The sequence below is a fragment of the Bradyrhizobium sp. Rc3b genome, assembly GCF_900114915.1.
GTDB lineage: Bacteria > Pseudomonadota > Alphaproteobacteria > Rhizobiales > Xanthobacteraceae > Bradyrhizobium.
This window is the reverse complement of record NZ_FOUS01000003.1, coordinates 660,766-679,857: the sequence shown is the minus strand read 5'-3', so window position 1 is coordinate 679,857 and position 19,092 is coordinate 660,766. Positions and strand designations below refer to the sequence as shown.

Annotated in this window: 19 protein-coding genes; 10 read left to right on the top strand and 9 right to left on the bottom strand. The window is 64.9% G+C overall.

Features of this window, described 5'->3' with window-relative positions:
• The 4 genes from BM190_RS10005 to BM190_RS09990 form a co-directional block, all read left to right on the top strand.
• On the top strand, nucleotides 1–356 hold a 356-nt coding region (locus tag BM190_RS10005), incomplete at its 5' end, for a chemotaxis protein CheW (RefSeq protein ID WP_092253942.1).
• Nucleotides 357–428: 72 nt separating this feature from the next.
• Nucleotides 429–794 carry a response regulator gene (locus tag BM190_RS10000; RefSeq protein ID WP_007600538.1) on the top strand — a complete coding sequence of 122 codons (366 nt, stop codon included), beginning with the start codon at nucleotides 429–431 and terminating at the stop codon, nucleotides 792–794.
• Nucleotides 795–869: 75 nt separating this feature from the next.
• Nucleotides 870–2,060, top strand: coding sequence for a protein-glutamate methylesterase/protein-glutamine glutaminase (locus BM190_RS09995; RefSeq protein WP_092253940.1), 1,191 nt, complete (start codon nucleotides 870–872; stop codon nucleotides 2,058–2,060).
• Nucleotides 2,057–2,929, top strand: coding sequence for a CheR family methyltransferase (locus BM190_RS09990; RefSeq protein WP_092253938.1), 873 nt, complete (start codon nucleotides 2,057–2,059; stop codon nucleotides 2,927–2,929). The genes BM190_RS09995 and BM190_RS09990 overlap by 4 nt, the downstream gene beginning before the upstream one ends.
• Before the next feature lie 159 nt (nucleotides 2,930–3,088).
• Here the strand turns inward: BM190_RS09990 and BM190_RS09985 are convergent, their stop codons facing one another.
• The 4 genes from BM190_RS09985 to ctrA form a co-directional block, all read right to left on the bottom strand.
• On the bottom strand, nucleotides 3,089–4,249 hold the full coding sequence (locus BM190_RS09985) for a glutathionylspermidine synthase family protein (protein WP_092253936.1): 1,161 nt from the start codon (nucleotides 4,247–4,249) through the stop codon (nucleotides 3,089–3,091).
• Nucleotides 4,250–4,251: 2 nt separating this feature from the next.
• Nucleotides 4,252–4,653 carry a hypothetical protein gene (locus BM190_RS41065; RefSeq protein ID WP_092253934.1) on the bottom strand — a complete coding sequence of 134 codons (402 nt, stop codon included), beginning with the start codon at nucleotides 4,651–4,653 and terminating at the stop codon, nucleotides 4,252–4,254.
• A gap of 1 nt (nucleotide 4,654) precedes the next feature.
• Complete coding sequence (locus BM190_RS09975) at nucleotides 4,655–5,059, bottom strand: DUF350 domain-containing protein (RefSeq protein ID WP_026201752.1); 405 nt, start codon at nucleotides 5,057–5,059, stop codon at nucleotides 4,655–4,657.
• A gap of 184 nt (nucleotides 5,060–5,243) precedes the next feature.
• Entirely contained in the window at nucleotides 5,244–5,945 is a 702-nt protein-coding gene (gene ctrA, locus BM190_RS09970; protein ID WP_008138878.1) for a response regulator transcription factor CtrA, read from the bottom strand.
• 450 nt (nucleotides 5,946–6,395) lie between these two features.
• Between ctrA and fliI the strand changes: the two genes are divergently transcribed.
• The 6 genes from fliI (at nucleotide 6,396) to BM190_RS09940 (ending at nucleotide 12,802) form a co-directional block, all read left to right on the top strand.
• A complete protein-coding gene (gene fliI, locus BM190_RS09965; RefSeq protein ID WP_018316924.1) occupies nucleotides 6,396–7,721 on the top strand; it encodes a flagellar protein export ATPase FliI in 1,326 nt (441 codons plus the stop codon).
• Between the two features lie 121 nt (nucleotides 7,722–7,842).
• Complete coding sequence (gene fliJ, locus BM190_RS09960) at nucleotides 7,843–8,262, top strand: flagellar export protein FliJ (protein WP_008138882.1); 420 nt, start codon at nucleotides 7,843–7,845, stop codon at nucleotides 8,260–8,262.
• Between the two features lie 343 nt (nucleotides 8,263–8,605).
• Nucleotides 8,606–9,151, top strand: coding sequence for a sigma-70 family RNA polymerase sigma factor (locus BM190_RS09955; RefSeq protein WP_018316925.1), 546 nt, complete (start codon nucleotides 8,606–8,608; stop codon nucleotides 9,149–9,151).
• A gap of 37 nt (nucleotides 9,152–9,188) precedes the next feature.
• On the top strand, nucleotides 9,189–10,238 hold the full coding sequence (locus tag BM190_RS09950) for an anti-sigma factor (protein ID WP_092253932.1): 1,050 nt from the start codon (nucleotides 9,189–9,191) through the stop codon (nucleotides 10,236–10,238).
• A gap of 253 nt (nucleotides 10,239–10,491) precedes the next feature.
• Nucleotides 10,492–11,451 carry a helix-turn-helix transcriptional regulator gene (locus BM190_RS09945; RefSeq protein ID WP_092253930.1) on the top strand — a complete coding sequence of 320 codons (960 nt, stop codon included), beginning with the start codon at nucleotides 10,492–10,494 and terminating at the stop codon, nucleotides 11,449–11,451.
• Nucleotides 11,452–11,584: 133 nt separating this feature from the next.
• On the top strand, nucleotides 11,585–12,802 hold the full coding sequence (locus BM190_RS09940) for an NAD(P)/FAD-dependent oxidoreductase (protein WP_092253928.1): 1,218 nt from the start codon (nucleotides 11,585–11,587) through the stop codon (nucleotides 12,800–12,802).
• A gap of 1,185 nt (nucleotides 12,803–13,987) precedes the next feature.
• Here the strand turns inward: BM190_RS09940 and BM190_RS09930 are convergent.
• The 5 genes from BM190_RS09930 to BM190_RS09910 form a co-directional block, all read right to left on the bottom strand.
• The gene (locus BM190_RS09930; RefSeq protein ID WP_092253926.1) at nucleotides 13,988–14,188 is read right to left on the bottom strand and encodes a hypothetical protein; all 201 of its coding nucleotides are present in this window, start codon (nucleotides 14,186–14,188) and stop codon (nucleotides 13,988–13,990) included.
• A 294-nt stretch (nucleotides 14,189–14,482) separates the two neighbouring features.
• Nucleotides 14,483–16,624, bottom strand: coding sequence for a flagellar biosynthesis protein FlhA (gene flhA / locus BM190_RS09925; RefSeq protein ID WP_177236996.1), 2,142 nt, complete (start codon nucleotides 16,622–16,624; stop codon nucleotides 14,483–14,485).
• Between the two features lie 329 nt (nucleotides 16,625–16,953).
• Nucleotides 16,954–17,256: a copper-binding protein gene (locus tag BM190_RS09920; protein ID WP_092253921.1), complete on the bottom strand. Its 303-nt coding sequence runs from the start codon at nucleotides 17,254–17,256 to the stop codon at nucleotides 16,954–16,956.
• Between the two features lie 17 nt (nucleotides 17,257–17,273).
• The gene (locus tag BM190_RS09915; RefSeq protein WP_409362478.1) at nucleotides 17,274–17,750 is read right to left on the bottom strand and encodes a cupredoxin domain-containing protein; all 477 of its coding nucleotides are present in this window, start codon (nucleotides 17,748–17,750) and stop codon (nucleotides 17,274–17,276) included.
• 8 nt (nucleotides 17,751–17,758) lie between these two features.
• Complete coding sequence (locus BM190_RS09910; RefSeq protein ID WP_092254020.1) at nucleotides 17,759–19,090, bottom strand: multicopper oxidase family protein; 1,332 nt, start codon at nucleotides 19,088–19,090, stop codon at nucleotides 17,759–17,761.
• Nucleotides 19,091–19,092 lie beyond the last annotated feature (2 nt).

Below are 19,092 nucleotides of genomic sequence, written 5' to 3'. Positions count from 1 at the left end.
AACGCGTCACCCGCGTGCCCTTGTCCTCGCGCGAGATCGCGGGCGTGCTGAACTTGCGCGGCCGCATCGTCACCGTGGTCGACATGCGCGCCCGGCTCGGCCTGCCGCAGCCCGAGGACGGCAAGGTGCCGATGGCGGTCGGCGTCGACCTCCGCGGTGAATCCTATGGCCTGCTGATCGACCAGATCGGCGAGGTGCTGCGCCTGCCCGAAGCCGGCATGGAAGAAAATCCCGTCAACCTCGACCCCCGCATGGCCAAGCTCGCCGGCGGCGTCCACCGCCTCGAGGGACAGCTCATGGTCGTCCTCGACGTCGATCGCGTCCTCGAGCTCGCGCCGGAAATGATGGCGGCCTGATACGGCGGCTCGCCGCCGACGTGCCAGTAATTGGAAGTGCCCCCCGCAAAGGGGGAGGAAGCAGAGGTTCACATGCGAACTTGTCTCGTCGTTGATGATTCCAGCGTCATCCGCAAGGTTGCGCGCCGGATCCTGGAGGGCCTCGACTTCCAGATCCTCGAAGCCGAGGACGGTGAGAAGGCGCTGGAGGCCTGCAAGCGCGGCTTGCCCGATGCGGTGCTGCTCGACTGGAACATGCCCGTGATGGACGGCTACGAGTTCCTCGGCCATCTCAGGCGCATGCCCGGCGGCGACCAGCCCAAGGTGGTGTTCTGCACCACCGAGAACGACGTCGCGCATATCGCGCGCGCGCTGCATGCCGGCGCCAACGAATACATCATGAAGCCGTTCGACAAGGACATCGTGACGGCGAAATTCCAGGAAGTCGGCCTTATCTGAGCGATCGGCCGGAGGCCGAAGCGATTCTTCGGCGCTTGTTTTCAACTGTACCCTTTCAGTCTGAGTTGGTGAGTAATGAGTGTTGCGTTCGCAGGTAATTCGGCCACGACCGGCTCGCGCGAAGCGGGGCCGCTGCGGGTGATGATCGTCGACGACTCCGTCGTCATCCGCGGTCTGATCTCGCGGTGGATCGGCGCCGAGCACGACATGGAGGTCGCTGCCTCGCTGCGCACCGGGCTCGAAGCGGTCAACCAGATCGAACGCATCAATCCTGACGTTGCCGTGCTCGACATCGAAATGCCCGAGCTCGACGGCATCTCGGCGCTGCCGCAGCTGCTTGCGAAGAAGCGCGATCTCGTCATCATCATGGCCTCGACGTTGACCCGCCGTAACGCGGAGATCAGCTTCAAGGCGCTGTCGCTCGGCGCCGCCGATTACATTCCGAAGCCAGAATCGACGCGCGAGGCGTCGGCCGCCGACATCTTTCATCACGACCTGATCCAGAAGATCCGCCATCTCGGTGCGCGGCTGCGTCGCAAGGCCGCGGTGGCAAGTCCGCCGCTGGCGCCGGCGAGCCCGGCTCCGGCCCCGCGTAGTCCTGTTGCGCGGCCCGCAGTGCCCGCTCCGGCGGTGCCTGCTGCGTCATCCGGGGCGCTCACCATGCGCCCGTTCTCCATTCAGACCCCCAAGGTGCTGCTGATCGGCTCCTCGACCGGCGGTCCGCAGGCGCTGATGGCGCTCGTCACCGAGCTCGGCCCGGTGATCGACCGCTTCCCGGTGCTGATCACCCAGCACATGCCGCCGACCTTCACCACCATCCTTGCCGAGCATTTGGCGCGTTCGAGCCGTAAGCCGGCCGCCGAGGCGGTCGACGGCGAGCCGGTGAAGCCGGGACGGATTTATCTCGCGCCCGGCGGCAAGCACATGCGCGTGGCGCGCAGCGGTGCGGACACCGTGATCGCGCTCGACGACGGCCCCGCCGTCAATTTCTGCAAGCCCGCGGTCGATCCGCTCTTCACCTCCGCCATCGACATCTGGCACGGCAGCATCCTCTCCGTGATCCTGACCGGCATGGGCTCGGACGGCATGCGCGGCGGCAAGGACATCGTTGCGGCCGGCGGCAGCGTCATCGCGCAGGACGAAGCCTCCAGCGTGGTCTGGGGCATGCCGGGCGCGGCGGCCAATGCCGGCATCTGCGCGGCGATCCTGCCGCTCAACCAGATCGGCGCCAAGGTCAACCGCCTGTTCGCGGGAGATCGCGCGTGACGCCGGTTGACTACGATTATCTGCGCAAGTTCCTGAAAGAGCGCTCCGGCCTCGATCTGTCGCCCGACAAGCAATATCTGGTCGAGAGCCGGCTCTTGCCGCTGGCGCGCAAGGCGAGTCTATCAGGCATTCCCGATCTGGTGCTGAAGATCAGGAACGGCGATGGCCGGCTTGCGACCGACGTGGTCGAAGCGATGACCACCAACGAGACCTTCTTCTACCGCGACAAGATCCCGTTCGATCATTTACGCGACACCATCCTGCCGGGCCTGATCAAGGCGCGCGCGGCGCGCAAGAGCTTGCGCATCTGGTCGGCGGCGTCGTCGACGGGGCAGGAGCCCTATTCGATCGCGATGTGCGTGAAGGAGATGGGCGCAGCATTGGCCGGCTGGCGCATCGAGATCGTCGCCACCGATCTGTCGCAGGAGGTGCTGGAGAAATCCAAGGCCGGCATCTACAGCCAGTTCGAGGTGCAGCGCGGCCTGCCGATCCAGCACCTGATGAAGTACTTCACGCAATCCGGCGACACCTGGCAGCTCAATGCCGACATTCGCGCGATGGTGCAGTTCCGCCAGCTCAACCTGCTGCAGGATTTCTCCCATCTCGGCACGTTCGACGTGATCTTCTGCCGCAACGTGCTGATCTATTTCGACCAGGACACCAAGGCGGTGATCTTCGAGCGGATGGCGAAGGGCCTGGAGACCGACGGCACGTTGTTGCTCGGCGCTGCCGAATCCGTCGTCGGCATCACCGATGCGTTCCGTCCCATCGCCGAGCGCCGCGGTCTCTACCAGCTCAACCCCGCACGTTCCGGCCGCCCCATGGGCGGATTGATGCCGCCGTCGTTGAAGGTTGCCGCGGCGCGGTGATCCTTCCGCGAGTCCGGAATTGTAGGGTGGGCAAAGGCGCACTTGCGCCGTGCCCACCATCGATCCAACACTGCAACAGAAATGGTGGGCACGCTTCGCTTTGCCCATCCTACGATACTTTCAATTGCGTCGAGAGATACTTCTCATGCGCCATTGCACTCACAAAATCGCATGCGGCAGAAATCGCGAGCGGTTGCCGGTGATCGGGCTCTCGTCCTCGCGGATCGACAATCCGCACGGCTCGTGATTCACCAGCCAGCTTCCCACCACCGGATAGAAGCCTGAGAAATTCGGCAGCGGCGCGAGCGCCTGGCGCACAAAACCTTCGGCGCCGTAGGGACCTTCCTGCTCGTCGAGCGATACGCCGCCGGACACGATCGTGACGTTGGCGCCTTCGCGCGACAGCAGCGGCTTGCGTACGTAGGATGTTCCGAGCTCCGCTGCCCGCGCGTCATCCTCGAAGAACGCCGGCAGCAGATGGGGATGGTTCGGAAACATCTCCCAGAGCAGCGGCAAGATGCCCTTGTTGGAGAGCACCGCCTTCCACGGCGGTTCGATCCAGCGCGTGGCCGCGTCCTTCAGCTTCGCGCCGAAGGAATCGTGGAACATCCATTCCCAGGGATAGAGCTTGAAGGCGAGTGCGATGTCGGCCTCGTCGAGGTCGACGAAGCCGCCAGGCTCATCGCGCCAGCCGACCTCTTCGATGTCGAGCAGCCTGGTCGAGAGGCCGGCTTGGCGCGCGGTGTCTTCGAGATAAGCGAGCGTGCCGGCGTCTTCCGAGTTGTCGGTGGTGCCGGTGAGATGGACGTGACGGCCCGCGGCGATCTCCTTCCACGCCGCGATCAGTCGCTCATGGATGGAGTTGAACTGATCGGCGCGAACAGGGATGATACGGCGCTCGATCGCCTGCTCGAGCCAGGTCCATTGAAACACCGCGGCCTCGAAGATCGAGGTCGGCGTATCCGCGTTGTATTCGAGCAGTTTTGCCGGCGACTTGCCGTCGAACTTCAAATCGAGCCGGCCATAGAGGCTGCGGTCGTCGCGCTGCCAGCTCTCTGCGATCAAATTCCAGAACGCTTCCGGAATCTGCAAGCGCCGCAGCTGCCGCTCCTCGCCGATGACGCGGCCGGCAAGCTCCAGGCACATCGCCTCGATCTCGGCGGTCGGCGTCTCGATGCCGCGCTCGATCTCGTCGAGCGTGAAGCCGTAATAGGCGCGCTCGTCCCAATAGCGCTCGCCGTCGATGGTGTGGAAGACGAAGCCGCATTGCGCCGCGGTCTCTCGCCAATCGTCGCGCTCCAGGCACGTGATGCGCTGCATTGTTAGCCCCCGCCCGAGAAGCCATGGCCGAACGAGCCGAAGCCGCCGCGGCTGACGCTGCTGTGGCCGGAATCGGACGACGTGCCCGATGAGGAGTGGCTCGAGGAATCGCTGCTGAAGAAGCTCGACCGTGACGACCAGCGCGAACTGCCGCTGCTCGAGGAGCTGCTTCTGCTGCTGCAATTGGTGCTTGTCTGCACCGCCGGGTCCGTTCCGGACGGAGGGGGCTCGCAATTCTGCCGCGGCATCATCGTGTACGCGGTGGTGCCGACCGCGAGCGTGCCCATCACCAGCAGCGCGACATGGCCGGAGCGCTTCACCGGCGCTTTGGCCGACAACGGCAATGGCTGTGGCAGGCGTGGCCGGCGCTTGCCGAACTGCTTGTTGGAAGGTTTGTCGGCCATCTCAATAGATCATGCTGGCGGCGTTGAGCAGTCCCGCCGCGAGTGAGGACAGCCCGAGCCAGATGGCCGGCGCCAGCTCGCCGGCCGCGATCCGCGCCGACAGGTTCGGCACCGGCACGCGCACGAGAAAGAACACGATGACCTGCACGATCAGCGCGATCATCGCCCAGATCAGGCAGTCCAGCACGTTGGCCGAATGTGCGATGGCGCTGACCAGCGGCGCCACGAAGCCGAGCAGGCTGAGGCCGAGCGCGATCGCCGCCGCCGGCTCGTTGTCGCGGATCAGCTGGAACTCGTTATGCGCGGTGATGCGGGTATAGACGAACAGATACGCCACGATCGCGATCAGCCCGGTGCAGAAATAGACCAGGAAGGCGGGCAGGCCGGCCAGTGATTGCAGGATCATCGTTCCCCCATCGTGCAGCGACCATTCGTCGATGGGAGGAGGATAGCGGTTCAATGGGAGGAGGGCGATGAAGCCGCCTTTGAACCCGCCTTGGCATCCCCAAAAAACAAAACCCCGCCATTTGCGGCGGGGTCCAGGCTGGGAGGAGCAAGCCCGGGAGGGCTTGCGACGTAAACCCAGAAGATCAGGCGGGAATGCGCTCTTCGTGCTCGTGGGGCTCGCGCAGCACGTAGCCGCGGCCCCAGACGGTCTCGATGAAATTGCGTCCCTCGGAAGCGTTGGCCAGCTTCTTGCGGAGCTTGCAGATGAAGACGTCGATGATCTTCAGCTCGGGCTCGTCCATGCCGCCATAGAGGTGGTTGAGGAACATTTCCTTGGTGAGGGTCGTGCCCTTGCGGAGCGAGAGCAGCTCCAGCATCTGATATTCCTTGCCGGTCAGATGCACGCGCTGGCCGCCGACTTCCACCGTCTTGGTGTCGAGGTTCACGACGAGGTCGCCGGTCTGGATGACCGACTGGGCATGGCCCTTGGAGCGGCGCACGATCGCATGGATGCGGGCCACCAGCTCGTCCTTGTGGAAGGGCTTGGTCATGTAGTCGTCGGCGCCGACGCCGAGACCCTTGACCTTGTCCTCGATGCCGGCGAGGCCGGAGAGGATCAGGATCGGTGTCTTGATCTTGGAGACCCGAAGCTGCTTGAGCACGTCGTAGCCGGACATGTCGGGCAGGTTGAGGTCGAGAAGGATAATGTCGTAATCGTATAATTTACCGAGATCGACGCCTTCTTCCCCCAAATCGGTCGTGTAGACGTTGAAGCTCTCAGACTTCAGCATCAGCTCGATCGACTGCGCGACGGCGCTGTCATCTTCAATCAGCAAAACGCGCATGCCAGTTCCCCATAGTCGCCGCTCCTGGGCGTCAGGTCGGCCGCATTCGCGGCACTCAACAAAACGCCTTTGAACAACTGATTCGGATCCTGACAACAGATGGTTAACAAATCCTGATTCTGGAACGCAAGTCCCCCGGGTGCAATTTTTGTCGAATCGCCCTAAGGTCTTGTGTAAGAAGCAGCTTTCGTCACCCAGTTCTGTTCAAGTTCCACTTTAAGAGACGGGCCTAACCGACTCCCGCGACTCAGCCTTCTTCTGAAGAGGAGTCACGCTCAGTCACAAAGACAGTGACGCAATGATTAATGATGCGGGTAAACACGAAGTTAAGCGCCGTTCAGAAATATGGCGAAACTTAAGGTTTTCCCCGTGAAGGCCCGGGGCTCACGAAGGCGGGCGGCCATTCTATGAAGCCTCATATGAAAGCGCGCTCCTGATGAAGGCTGTCTTATGAAGGCGCTTGCCGAACAGATCGGCGATATCGACGGCATCAATATTTACGGTCGCGTCGTCGGTGTGCGCGGCCTGATGGTCGAGGTGGCCGGCCCCATCCACGCGATGTCGGTCGGCGCGCGGCTGGTGATCGAGACCGGCGCCAACCGTTCGATTCCCTGCGAGGTGATCGGCTTCTCCGGCAACAATGCTGTCGTGATGCCGTTCGCCGGCCTCGACGGCGTGCGCCGCGGCTGCAAGGCCGTGATCGCCAATGCCGCCAATCTGGTGCGGCCGTCGTCGGCCTGGCTCGGCCGCGTCGTCAACGCGCTGGGCGAGCCGATCGACGGCAAGGGGCCGCTGCCGCAAGGCGCCTCGCCGATGCCGTTCCGCAATGCGCCGCCCCCGGCGCATTCGCGCAAGCGTGTCGGCGCCCCGCTCGATCTCGGCGTGCGCGCGATGAACACCTTCCTCACCTGCTGCCGCGGCCAGCGCATGGGCATCTTCGCAGGGTCCGGCGTCGGCAAATCGGTGCTGCTGTCGATGCTCGCGCGCAACGTCGATGCTGCGGTCAGCGTCATCGGGCTGATCGGCGAACGCGGCCGCGAGGTTCAGGAATTCTTGCAGGACGACCTCGGCGAGGAGGGCCTCGCGCGTTCCGTCGTCGTGGTTGCGACCTCCGACGAGCCGGCGCTGATGCGCCGCCAGGCGGCGTATCTGACGCTCGCGGTCGCCGAATATTTTCGCGACGAGAACCAGGACGTGCTCTGCCTGATGGATTCGGTGACGCGCTTTGCCATGGCCCAGCGCGAAATCGGCCTGTCCGCCGGCGAGCCGCCGACGGCCAAGGGCTACACCCCGACCGTCTTCACCGAGCTGCCGAAACTTCTGGAGCGCGCCGGGCCGGGCCTCGGGGAGGGCGCCATCACCGCGATCTTCACGGTGCTGGTCGACGGCGACGATCATAACGAGCCGATTGCGGACGCCGTCCGCGGCATCCTTGACGGCCACATCGTGATGCAGCGCTCGATCGCCGAGCGCGGCCGCTACCCCGCCATCAACATCCTCAAATCCGTCTCCCGCACCATGCCGAAATCGGCCGATCCGCAGTTCTGGCCGACCATCCAGAAGGCGCGCGCGGTGATGGCGACCTATGCCGACATGGAGGAATTGATCCGGCTCGGCGCCTACCGGGCCGGCTCCAGCCCCGAGGTCGACGAGGCGATCCGCCTGCACGAACCGCTCGAGGCGTTCCTGCGCCAGCGCAAGGACGAAAATGCGTCTCTGGCTGACGGCTATCGCCAATTGGCGCATATCCTCGGTAATTTGGAAACGGAACGCTAACTTTGTCAGGTCATCATCCCATCCCACAGAGTAGCAGAGCCGGTCTTGGCCCCAGTCGGGCCTGTGGGGAGACCGGTGACGTCCCACGTGCAGCGAGGGGACTTCTGGGGAGTACGAGTCGATGAAGTCACGAGATACCCTCATCCGCCTGAAGAAGTTTCAGGTCGACGAGAAGCGCCGCCGGGTCACCCAGATCGAGACCATGATCGCCGACTTCCAGCGGATGTCGACCGATCTTGAACGCGAGATCACGACCGAGCAGGAGCGTGCCGGGATCAACGATCCCTCGCACTTCGCCTATCCGACCTATGCCAAGGCCGCCATTCAGCGCCGCGAGAACCTGACCCGCTCGGCCGACGAGCTCAAGGGCCAGCTCGACGAAGCCAAGGCCGCGCTGGCCGAGGCCTTCGAGGAGCTCAAGAAGGTCGAGCTCCTGGACGAACGCGACCAGGCCCGCGAGCGCGCCGAGGAAAATGCCCGCGAGCAGGCCGACCTCGACAGCATCGGCCTGATGCGCGCCCGCATCGGCGCCGTCGCCTAAAGACACAGCCAGCGGCCAAACCGCCGAGAATTTGTAAAACCCGGACCCGCAAGGTCCGGGTTTTCGCATGTGCTATCCACAGCGTGGCGCCGCACCCCTTGGTGGACGGCTTGGCCACGCGCTATGGTGGTGCGTGGTTTACCTCGCCCCGCTTTGAGGGGAGAGGTCGGATTGCCCCGGCGATGCGTAGCATCGTCCGGCGCGATCCGGGTGAGGGGGACTCTCCGCGGGTCCGTCTGCAACCTCCCTTGCGGAGACTCCCCCTCACCCCGATCCTCTCAGGGCGAGCGTAGCTCGTCCCGACCCCGCAGGCGGGGGAGAGGGAGGAAGGTTGGGGGGCTGAATGCTGACGCCAGCAGAGCTGGTCGGGTTGATCGAGGCGGTGGCGAAGGGCGATCAGGCGGCGTTCGAGCGCCTCTACGCCGCCACGCGCGCGAAACTCTATGGCGTCGTGCTCCGTATCTTGCGCCGACAGGATCTCGCAGAGGAGGTCATTCAGGAGACCTACGTCAAGATCTGGAACAGTGCCGGCCAGTTCAATCCCGCGCTGTCGTCGCCGATCACGTGGATGGCCTCGATCGCGCGCAACCGTGCGATCGACATCGTGCGCAAGAAGTCGGAGGTCTCGATCGAGGAGGAGCCGCAGGCGATGGAGGTCGCGGCCGACAGCCCCGATCCGCTGGCGCGCCGGGAGATGACCGAGGAGTTGAAGCGGCTGCTGGAATGCATCGGCCGGCTCGAGCCCGACCGTCAGCGGCTCGTGCTTCTCGCCTATTACAACGGCTGGAGCCGCGAGCAACTGGCGGAGAAATTCGCAGCTCCCGTCAACACGGTGAAGACGTGGCTCCGGCGCAGCATGTTGGATATCCGGGAGTGCCTCGGACTATGAAGGTTTATACGGTGAGGGTGGTTCTGGACTGCATGTGATGGCCTACTCGGAGGACCATATCGCGCTCGCCGCGGAATATGCGCTCGGTACGCTCGAGGCCGATGAGCGCGCGCAGGTCGAGACCATGATGGCGGTGGACCCGGCGTTCGCCGAAATCGTGCAGGCCTGGGCCTATCGGCTCGGCGCCCTCAACCAGATGGTCGGCTCGGTCGAGCCGCGTCCGGTCGTGTGGGAGAACATCAGGTCCGAGATTGCGCGCACGGTGCTTGCGCAGCAGCCGCCTGTTCTGGCCGACGTCGTACCGCCGCCAGTCCCGCCCGTCGAAGCCGCGCCGCCGGAAGCGCCGCTGGAGCAGGTCTCGCAACCGGAGCCGCAGCCTCCCGAGGCAGAGCAGCCCGAGCCGGTGCGCTCCGGATCCGATGCGATACCCGACATTGCGCCGGTGTTCATGCCGCAGGTCCACGCGCCCGATCCCGAGGTCGTCCGGACGCCGCAGGTGCCGATCGCCGACGACACCAACGTGATCCGCCTCGAGGGCCGCGTGAAGCGCTGGCGCTCGATCGCATCCGCGGTCGGCGCGCTCGCGGCCGCGCTGCTGGTGACGCTGTCGCTTCAGATCTTCCTGCCCGACGCGCTGCCGGGGGCTTTACGTCCCGCGCCGCGCATCCAGACGGTGGAAGTGAAGACGCCGGCCGCGCCGCTCACCGCCGCCGCGCAATATGTCGCGCTGCTGCAGGGCCAGGGCGGCGGCCCCGCCTTCATCCTCACCATCGACGGCGCGACCAAGAACTTTACCGTGCGCAAGGTCGGCGCGACGCCGGAGCCCGGCAAGAGCTTCGAGCTCTGGCTGATCTCCGACAAGCTGCCGCGCCCGCGCTCGCTCGGTGTGATCGGCGCCGGCGAATTCACCGCGCGTCCGCTGCTCGCCTCCTATGATTCCGAAGTCGTCAACGGCGCCACCTACGCGGTCACGGTCGAGCAGGCCGGCGGCTCGCCTAACGGCCAGCCGACCTCGGCCCCCATCTTTTCCGGCAAGCTGATCGAGACCGTACCGCCGTCCCAGCCGCAGGCGCCCACGAAGAAGTAGGTCCCGTAGCCCGGATGGAGCGCAGCGCAATCCGGGACCACCGCGCCATCAGGCGACAACCCCGGATTACGCTTCGCTGCATCCGGGCTACGAAGCCGCGTCTTGTCGCCACGGTCCATCTCGCCGTCGCATCCCGACAAGTCGCCTGGAATCCGCCCCCGATTTGAACCTTGCCGCAATTCGTGGCGTCAAATTCCCGGAAATTGCAGTCGGCGCCGCCGATCGCGGAGCCGAAAGAGGGGCTAGAAAACAAATGGATGCAGCGAAAACGCCCGGCATCTTCGTTCACCAATACACCGGACTGCCGCACGGCCCTGCGTTCGAGCATTGGCGCGAGCGGGCCTTCGGTGCCTGCGGCCTCGATATCGGGCCGAGCCATGGCGACAGCATCGATTGCCGGCTCCAGATCAGCGTTGTCGACAACATCGCGCTCGCCATTCCGGAAGGCGCCTCCGCGCAATATTCCCGCACCCAGAGCCACCTTGCCGACGGCAGCGACGACCTCGTGCTGATCGCCGCACATGCCGGCCTCGTCCGTGTCGGGCAGAATGGCCACACCGTGGAGCTTGCGCCCGCGCAGATGGTGCTCGTCGACATGAGCATCACCGGCACCGTCGGTCACACCGATGAAAACCGCTTCACCACCATCCGCATGCCGCGCCGCGCGTTGCTCGACATCAATCCGCGTACCGAGGACAAGCTGTCGCAAGTGCTCAGCGACGGTGCGGTCGCCGAGACCATCTTCCGCTACCACGCGCTCGCCGCCAATCACGCGCCGCACCTCGACGCGGTGGGCCAGCGCCTGACCGCGCAGCATATGGTCGATCTGGTTGGCCTCCTGCTCGGCACCGATGCCGAGCATGCAAGTCTTGCGCGCGGCCGCGGCCATGCGGCGGCGCGCCTCGACCTCATGCGCGCCGATGTGATGGCCGCGCTCGGCCGCAACGATCTCTGCCTGTCCGAGATCGCGACGCGCTCGGGCTTGAGCCCACGCCAGGCGCAACGCCTGTTCGAGCAGGCCGGCACGACCTTCACCGAATTCGTGCTGGAGCAGCGCCTGCTGCAGGCGCGTAAGCTGCTCGGCGATCCCCGCGCCAGGGCGCGCAAGATCAGCGACATTGCGCATTCCTCGGGCTTTTCTGATTTGTCATATTTCAACCGTGCGTTCCGCAAGCGCTTTGGCGCGACACCGTCGGAATTGCGCGAGGCGTAGGCGCGCCCCGGTTTCGTTCTGCGGATCACAGTTGGCCCATTCGCGGCGATGAGCTATATCTACCTGTGCGGGTACACCGCTCGATCGCTTGTCGTTCCCTTGTCGTTCCATTGGGAAAGTGCAGTCAACGGACATGGCGCGTATCGTCGTGCTCGGCGCCGGATTTGCAGGCCTGTGGGCGGCCATCGGTGCCGCGCGCAAGCGCGACGAGATCGGCGCTGGCAGCGACATCGAGATCTGCGTGATCGATCGCAATCCCTATCACAACATCCGTGTGCGCAATTACGAGGTCGATCTCAGCGAGGTCGCGATACCGTTGCCGCAGCTGCTCGATCCCGTTGGTGTCAGTCACGAGATCGGCGAGGTCGAAGCCATCGATCCGGTCCGGCACGAAATTTCGCTGGTCACGAGCAGCGGCGAGCAGACACTGGTCTATGACCGCCTGGTGCTGGCGCTCGGCAGCGAGGTGATGCGTCCCGACATTCCAGGCCTTGCCGAGCACGCCTTCGATGTCGATACCTATACCGCGGCGCTCCACCTCGAGGATCATCTCGTCTCGCTCGGCCGCAGCGCGCCGTCGCCAGGGCGTTCGACGGTGGTGGTGGTCGGCGCAGGCTTTACCGGCATCGAGGTTGCGGCCGAGATGCCCGACAGGCTGGCGCGCGCGGGCATCACCGGCAGCCGCCGCATCATCCTGGTCGATCCCAATTCCGCGGCCGGCGCCACCATCGGCACGCCGGCGCGCCCCGTCATCGAGACGGCGTTGGCCGCGCTCGACGTCGAGATGCGCCTCGGCGTGCGCGTCGTCTCGGTCGAGGCGGCCGGCATTCGCCTGAACTCCGGCGAGTTCATTCCGGCGCAGACCGTGATCTGGTGTGCCGGCATGCGTGCGAGCCCCCTGGCTGCGTGCTTTCCGGACGCGCGCGACCGGCTCGGGCGCCTGCTGGTTGATCCCCTCATGCGGGTTGCGGATGTCGGCGGCGTGTTCGCGGCCGGCGATGTCGCCTCCAGCGTGGTCGACGGGCTGCATCCGACCGTGATGTCCTGCCAGTTCGCGCGCCCCATGGGCCGCTTCGCCGGCCACAATGTGGTCGCCGATCTCGCCGGCCTGCCGATGCTGCCGCTGCGGATCGACTGGTACGTGACCGTGCTCGATCTCGGCGGCTGGGGCGCGCTCTACACCGAAGGCTGGGATCGCGAGGTCAAGGCGACCGGTCAGGCTGCGAAGGCGACCAAGAACATTATCAACCGCAAGCGCATCTATCCGCCGCTGACCGGCAGCAAGGATGAGCTGTTCGCGGCGGCCGCGCCGACGGTGCAGGCACCGCCACCGAGCTATGGGTCGCGGTAGTCTCGCGCTGCTCGCCCTACAAGATCTTGCGCTGGCCGACGGGCAAAACACGCGAGCGATGGGTCAACGCGCGGCGGCGAAAATATTCCACTTTACCGAAATTCAGAAATGACGTATGTGTCGCGACAACCCGGCCCAAGGAAGAGGGGCGTATCGCGATCGTCACGAACGCGGGCCGGGCGGCGGTGGACGCAGGCCACATCGGCGCGAAGAGCTTTCGCAGGGCGGGTAACCGTGAGCGAAGACCTCGCGCACACGACCGATGTGATCCGCGTACGGCAAAATCGTGTCGTCCTGGCGCCCGGGGTCTGTGCGCCAAGTCTTGTGGTGATGGGTGTCGTCCAACCGGACGCATCCGCCAGCCATCCGCAAGGCGACGGGGGCAATAGTGCAACGCTCCCCGGGGAGAACACGACATAAGCCGTAAAGCCACTGCGCAGGGAAGGCCGGGATGTCCTGGCTACACCGGTATGCCGCTGTGCAACTTCTTGTCACGCAGGTTTCGCACAGTGGACCGCGGGTGCCAGCGGGCTCCCGGTCTTCCCTGCGCCCTCTTTCAAACGAGGGTGAAGCGATAAAGCAAAGCTCGGGCGAAATGCGCTGCGAGGATGCGAAGCTGTGTCTCCACGTCGAAAGCGAATAAGGAATGCTGCCGCAAGCGACATCTAAGATCGTCACCCTGAGGCGCCGGAGCGAAGCGGAGGCCTCGAAGGGCGACAGCCCGTCTGCATCTCGGCCGTTCATCCTTCGAGGCTCCGCATGCGATGCATTCGCATCGCACGCTTCGCACCTCAGGATGACGGAACGAATACCGTCAGTGCGGAGAGATTGTGGATGGCTTGACCTCGCGCGCCAAACTCCGCTCTCGTGCCCCGGACGCTGCGCAGCGCCTCTTCGGCTCTGCGCAGCAGCGTAAGAACGCTGCAGCGCGTCCGGCACACGAGAGTGGGCGGATTGCTTGCGCCTTCGCCAAGGGCTTCGGCGGACACGTCGCTTCGCTCGCGATGACGAATTTGGGGTGAGGTCTGCACGCGACCGAAACATCACCCCAGACATGAGAAAGCGCCCGTGGGGGGCGGGCGCTTTCTGTAGTCGACTTGGGGTTGGGGTCGTCTACATATCCACGTGGCGACTTTGGGGGGCTGGTAAAGAGCCGCGTGAATTCACAAAACTCGTCAGATCTCCTTAGCGAACGAGGGACGCATTCGCGCTGGTGATAACAACCGGCTTGTCGGCCTTGATGACGCGGGCGCTCTGGGTCAGACCTTCGTCCGAACCCGTGCGTGCCGTGATGCCGAGGCCCGCCACCGCGATCCCTGCGACGAGGGCGACGACCACGACTTTCAAATGGGTCGCGCGATCTGCGCTGTAGATCGAGTGGTTCATGGAAGCCTCCTGCCGCCATCTACCCGAAGTAGTCGCCGGCCGTTTCAGGCAGGTTCATGCTTCCGGTGCCCAATAACCTAGTATTGGGGGGATTCGTTCCCAAGAGGCCATCACAAGAGCGTGACAGGACGTGAAAGATCGCGATCAAAAGCGACCCTTGATCGTGCGTTTTGGTAATTATTTCAAGGCTGTAATGTGTTTCTCAGGCGCCTTGTCGAGGGTTGGTCCACAAGGCGCCAGGAACTCAAAAACCATTTGCCTGTGTCCAAAAAACACACGGCTTCTTAAGGCAAATCAGATGCTTCCGACCGTTTTCAACCTCGCCCTGGGGTGGATCTCGGCCTGCGACAGCACCGTCGTCTGGGCCCGGAACCGCTCCACCAGGGACCGGACGAAGGGACGAATTGCCGCAGACGTGACCAGCACCGGCGCCTCGCCTTCGCGGGCGGCGCGCTCGAACGCCTCGCGCACGCCGGTCATGAACTCCGACAATTTCGAGGGCTGCATCGCAAGGCTGCGCTCCTCGCCCTGGCCGATGATGGATTCGGCAAAGGCCTGCTCCCATCGCGCCGACAGCGCGATCAGCGGCAGATAGCCGGCATAGGAGGTGTTCTGCGCGCAGATCTGCCGCGCGAGGCGAGCCCGGACATGCTCGACCATGGTGGCGGGATTGCGCGAGAAGGCGAGCGAATCGGCGATGCCTTCGAGGATGGTGGAGAGGTCGCGGATCGAGATGCGCTCGGCGAGCAGGAGTTGCAGCACGCGCTGGATGCCGGAGACCGTGACCTGTCCCGGCACGATGTCCTTGACCAGCTCGCTCTGCTCCTTCGGCAGCTCCTTGAGCAGCTTCTGCACCTCGCCATAGGAGAGCAGGTCCGACATGTTGGCCTTGAGCAGCTCGGTGAGGTGGGTCGAGAGCACGGTCGCGGCGTCGACGACGGTGTAGCCCTTGAGCGAAGCCTCCTCCTTGAGACTGGCGTCGACCCAGGTCGCGGGCAGGCCGAAGGTCGGCTCGGTGGTGTGGATGCCGGGCACCTGCACCTGGCTGCCGCCGGGGTCCATGACCATGAACTGGTTCGGCCAGATCTTGCCGGTGCCGGCGTCGACCTCCTTGATCTTGATGATGTAGGTGTTGGCCTCGAGCTGGACGTTGTCGAGGATGCGCACCGCCGGCATCACAAAACCCATCTCGATCGCGAGCGAACGGCGCAGCGCCTTGATCTGCTCGGTCAGGCGGTCGGTGCCGTCGGGGCCGTTGACCAGCGGCAGCAGCGCATAGCCGAGCTCGATCTTGAGGTCGTCGATCTTGAGTGCCGCCGAGATCGGCTCCTCGGCCGCAGCAGCGCCCGGTGCGCCGGGTTGACCGGCAGCAGGCGCGGCCATGGCGGCTTCCTCGGCCTGAACGGACGTCTTCTTGTGGTTGCGGGCGTGCCAGGCCAGCGCGCCGGCGCCGGCACCGAGTGCGAGGAAGGGAATGGTCGGAATGCCCGGCAGGGCCGCCAGCACCAGCATGACCGCCGAGGACATCGCGAGCGCCTGCGGATAGCCGGAGAACTGCTTCATCAGCGCCTTGTCGGCGGCGCCGGAGACGCCGGCCTTGGAGACGAGCAGGCCGGCGGCGGTCGAGACGATCAGCGCCGGCACCTGGGTGACGAGGCCGTCACCGACGGTCAGCAGCGTGTAGCTGCGCCCGGCGTCGGCAAAGGACATGCCCTGCTGCGCCACGCCGATGATCATGCCGCCGACGACGTTGATGAAGACGATCAAGAGGCCGGCGATGGCGTCGCCGCGGACGAATTTGGAGGCACCGTCCATGGCGCCGAAGAAGCCGCTCTCGTCCTCCAGCTCCTTGCGGCGGTGCTTGGCGACCTTCTCGTCGATCAGGCCGGCGCCGAGGTCGGCGTCGATCGCCATCTGCTTGCCGGGCATGGCGTCGAGGTGGAAGCGGGCGGCGACCTCGGCGATACGGCCCGAACCCTTGGTGATGACGACGAAATTGACGATGATCAGGATGGCGAAGACGATGATGCCGATGACGAAATTGCCGCCCATCACGAAGCTGCCGAAGGCCTCGATGACGTGACCGGCGGCAGCCGTGCCCTCGTGCCCGTGCGACAGGATCAGCCGGGTCGAAGCCATGTTGAGCGACAGGCGCAGCATGGTCGAGATCAGCAGGATGGTCGGGAAGGCCGAGAATTCCAGCGGTGTCTGGATGAACAGCGAGGTCATCAGGATCAGGATCGACAGCGTGATCGAGATCGCCAGGAACAGGTCCAGCACGATCGCGGGCAGCGGCAGGATCAGCACCACCAGGATGGTGAGGATGCCGAGCGCCAGCGCGATGTCGCCGCGCTTGAGGACGTTGACGATCTCGTTGAGGGAGGGAATCGAGGGCCTTGCGGTGCCTACGCCCTGTCCCGCGGTGACGTCGACCATGGTAGCTGCCTCCCCGCGCGACTGCCGTCCGCGCGCCCCAAACGTCTGCGCGGCGGCCGAAGGGCCGCCGTTCCGAAAGTGAGGCACCGCACTGGCGTCCACGGGAGCTCCCGTTCTACGCGGCTGACGACACTCGACTTCACCCGGCAATTTTTGCCCGGTGTATGGTTAGCAAAGGGTTAACGCGGGGGCGGGAAGAGGGCGGGGAGGGGTATTTCGGGGCCCAAGGCCGTCATTCCGGGGCGATGCGAAGCATCGAACCCGGAATCTCGAGATTCCGGGTTCGCGCCAAGCGGCGCGCCCCGGAATGACAGTCGAGTGGAAGGCTCCTACTTCGCCTTGTCCATCCTGGTCACCGTATACCCCGAGGCCGCCTCCTCGGCCTCGAAGGTCACCTTGTCGCCGACCTTCACCTGCTTGAGCATCGCGGGGTCCTTGACGCGGTAGACCATGGTCATGGGGTCCTCCATGCCGAGGCTCTTGGCCGGCCCGTGCTTGAGCGTGATCTTGCCGGCGCCCTCGTCGATCTTTTTCACCTCGCCGCTGATCGCGGCGGCCCCGGCCGCGAGGGCAGCAGTGGTAAGGCCGACAGTCAGCGTCAGCGCTGCGGCAATACGAATGATGCGGTTCATGGCAGACTCCCTTCGCGTTACTTGACGGTGACGTGGCCGACCATGCCGTAGTCGCGGTGGTCGGGAATGAGGCACGAATATTCGAACGTGCCGGGCTTGCTGAACTTCCAGAGGATCTCGGCCGTCTTGTTCGGTGCGAGTCTGACGCCGTTGGGATCGTCGTGCTCCATGTGCGGATGCTTTTTCATCTCGACGGCATGCGCGAGATTCTCCTTGGTGGTGGCGAGCAGGAATTCGTGGTCCTCCTTGCCGACATTGCGCAGCACGAAGCGGACCTGTTCGCCGCGCTTGACCTCGATTTTGGCAGGCGCGTAGTCCATCTCGTTCAGCAGGATCTCGATGGTGCGCGCGGGCTTGTTGGGGTCGCCGGGCTCGCCGGCCGAAAAGGTCGCGTGCCCGTGCTTGTCGTGAGCAAGGGCCGGCGCGGTCAAAAGCGCTGCCAGCGCGAGGCCGAGCTTGATCGTCTTCATCGTCATCTCCAGTTGGTGGTTCATCGAAACGCTCACATCTTCATCTTGTGGGTCGGCTTGCCCGGTTGCCGCACTGGTGCCGCATCGGGCGCCTCGACCTCGTAGGCGACGGTGCCTTGCGGAAACTTGTACGGGCCCGGATCGCGATAATCGTCGCGCGCGAGGTCCTCGCGGATCTTCATCACGGTGAACATGCCGCCCATCTCGATCGGGCCGAACTGTCCAGTGCCGGTCATCATCGGCAGCGTGTTGTCGGGCGCGGGCATCTCCATGTTGCCCATCGCCATGCCGGTCGAGCCCATCGCCATGCTGTCGGGCGCGAGCTTGCCGACGGCCTTGGCGAGGTCCTTGCGCGACACGCCAATCAGATTGCGCACCTCGTGCCCCATCGCATTCATGGTGTGATGCGACTTGTGGCAATGGAACGCCCAGTCGCCGGGATTGTCGGCGAGCACGTCGAACACGCGAACGGCGCCAACCGGCACGTCCGTCGTCGTCTCCGGATATTGCGCGCTCTCCGGAACCCAGCCGCCGTCGGTGCAGGTCACCGCGAAGGCGTGGCCGTGCAGATGGATCGGATGGTTGGTCATGCTGAGATTGCCGATGCGCACGCGCACCTTGTCGCCGAGCCGCACCGGCAGCGGGTCGATGCCGGGAAACACCCGCGCATTCCAGGTCCACATGTTGAAGTCGGTCATCTCGTTGACCAGCGGCAGATAGGTGCCGGGATCGACGCGATAGGTGCTCATCACGAACACGAAGTCGCGGTCGACGGGTCGGAAGTTCGGATCGCGCGGATGCACGACGACCATCCCCATCATGCCCATCGCCATCTGCACCATCTCGTCGGAATGCGGGTGGTACATGAAGGTCCCGCTCTTCCTCATCTCGAACTCGTAGACGAAGGTCTTTCCCGGCTGGATGTGCGGCTGGGTCAGCCCGCCGACGCCGTCCATGCCGCTCGGAATGATCATGCCGTGCCAGTGCACGGTGGTGTATTCGGGCAGGCGGTTGGTGACGAAGATCCGGACCTTGTCGCCCTCGACCGCCTCGATCGTCGGGCCCGGCGACTGGCCGTTGTAGCCCCACAGATTCACCTTCATGCCCTCGGCGAATTCGCGCACCACGGGCTCGGCGACGAGATGGAATTCCTTCCAGTCGCCGTTAATGCGAAACGGCAGCGACCAGCCGTTCAGCGTCACGACGGGGCGATAGTCCGGTCCGCTGACGGGGTGCAGCGGCGGCTGCATCACCACCTTGTCCATGTGCGCAGCTTCCGGGATCGATGCCGCCTGCACACGGCCTTGCACCGCGGATGCGCCGACCAGCGCGGCGGTGCCCAAAAATCCTCTGCGGGAAAACATGT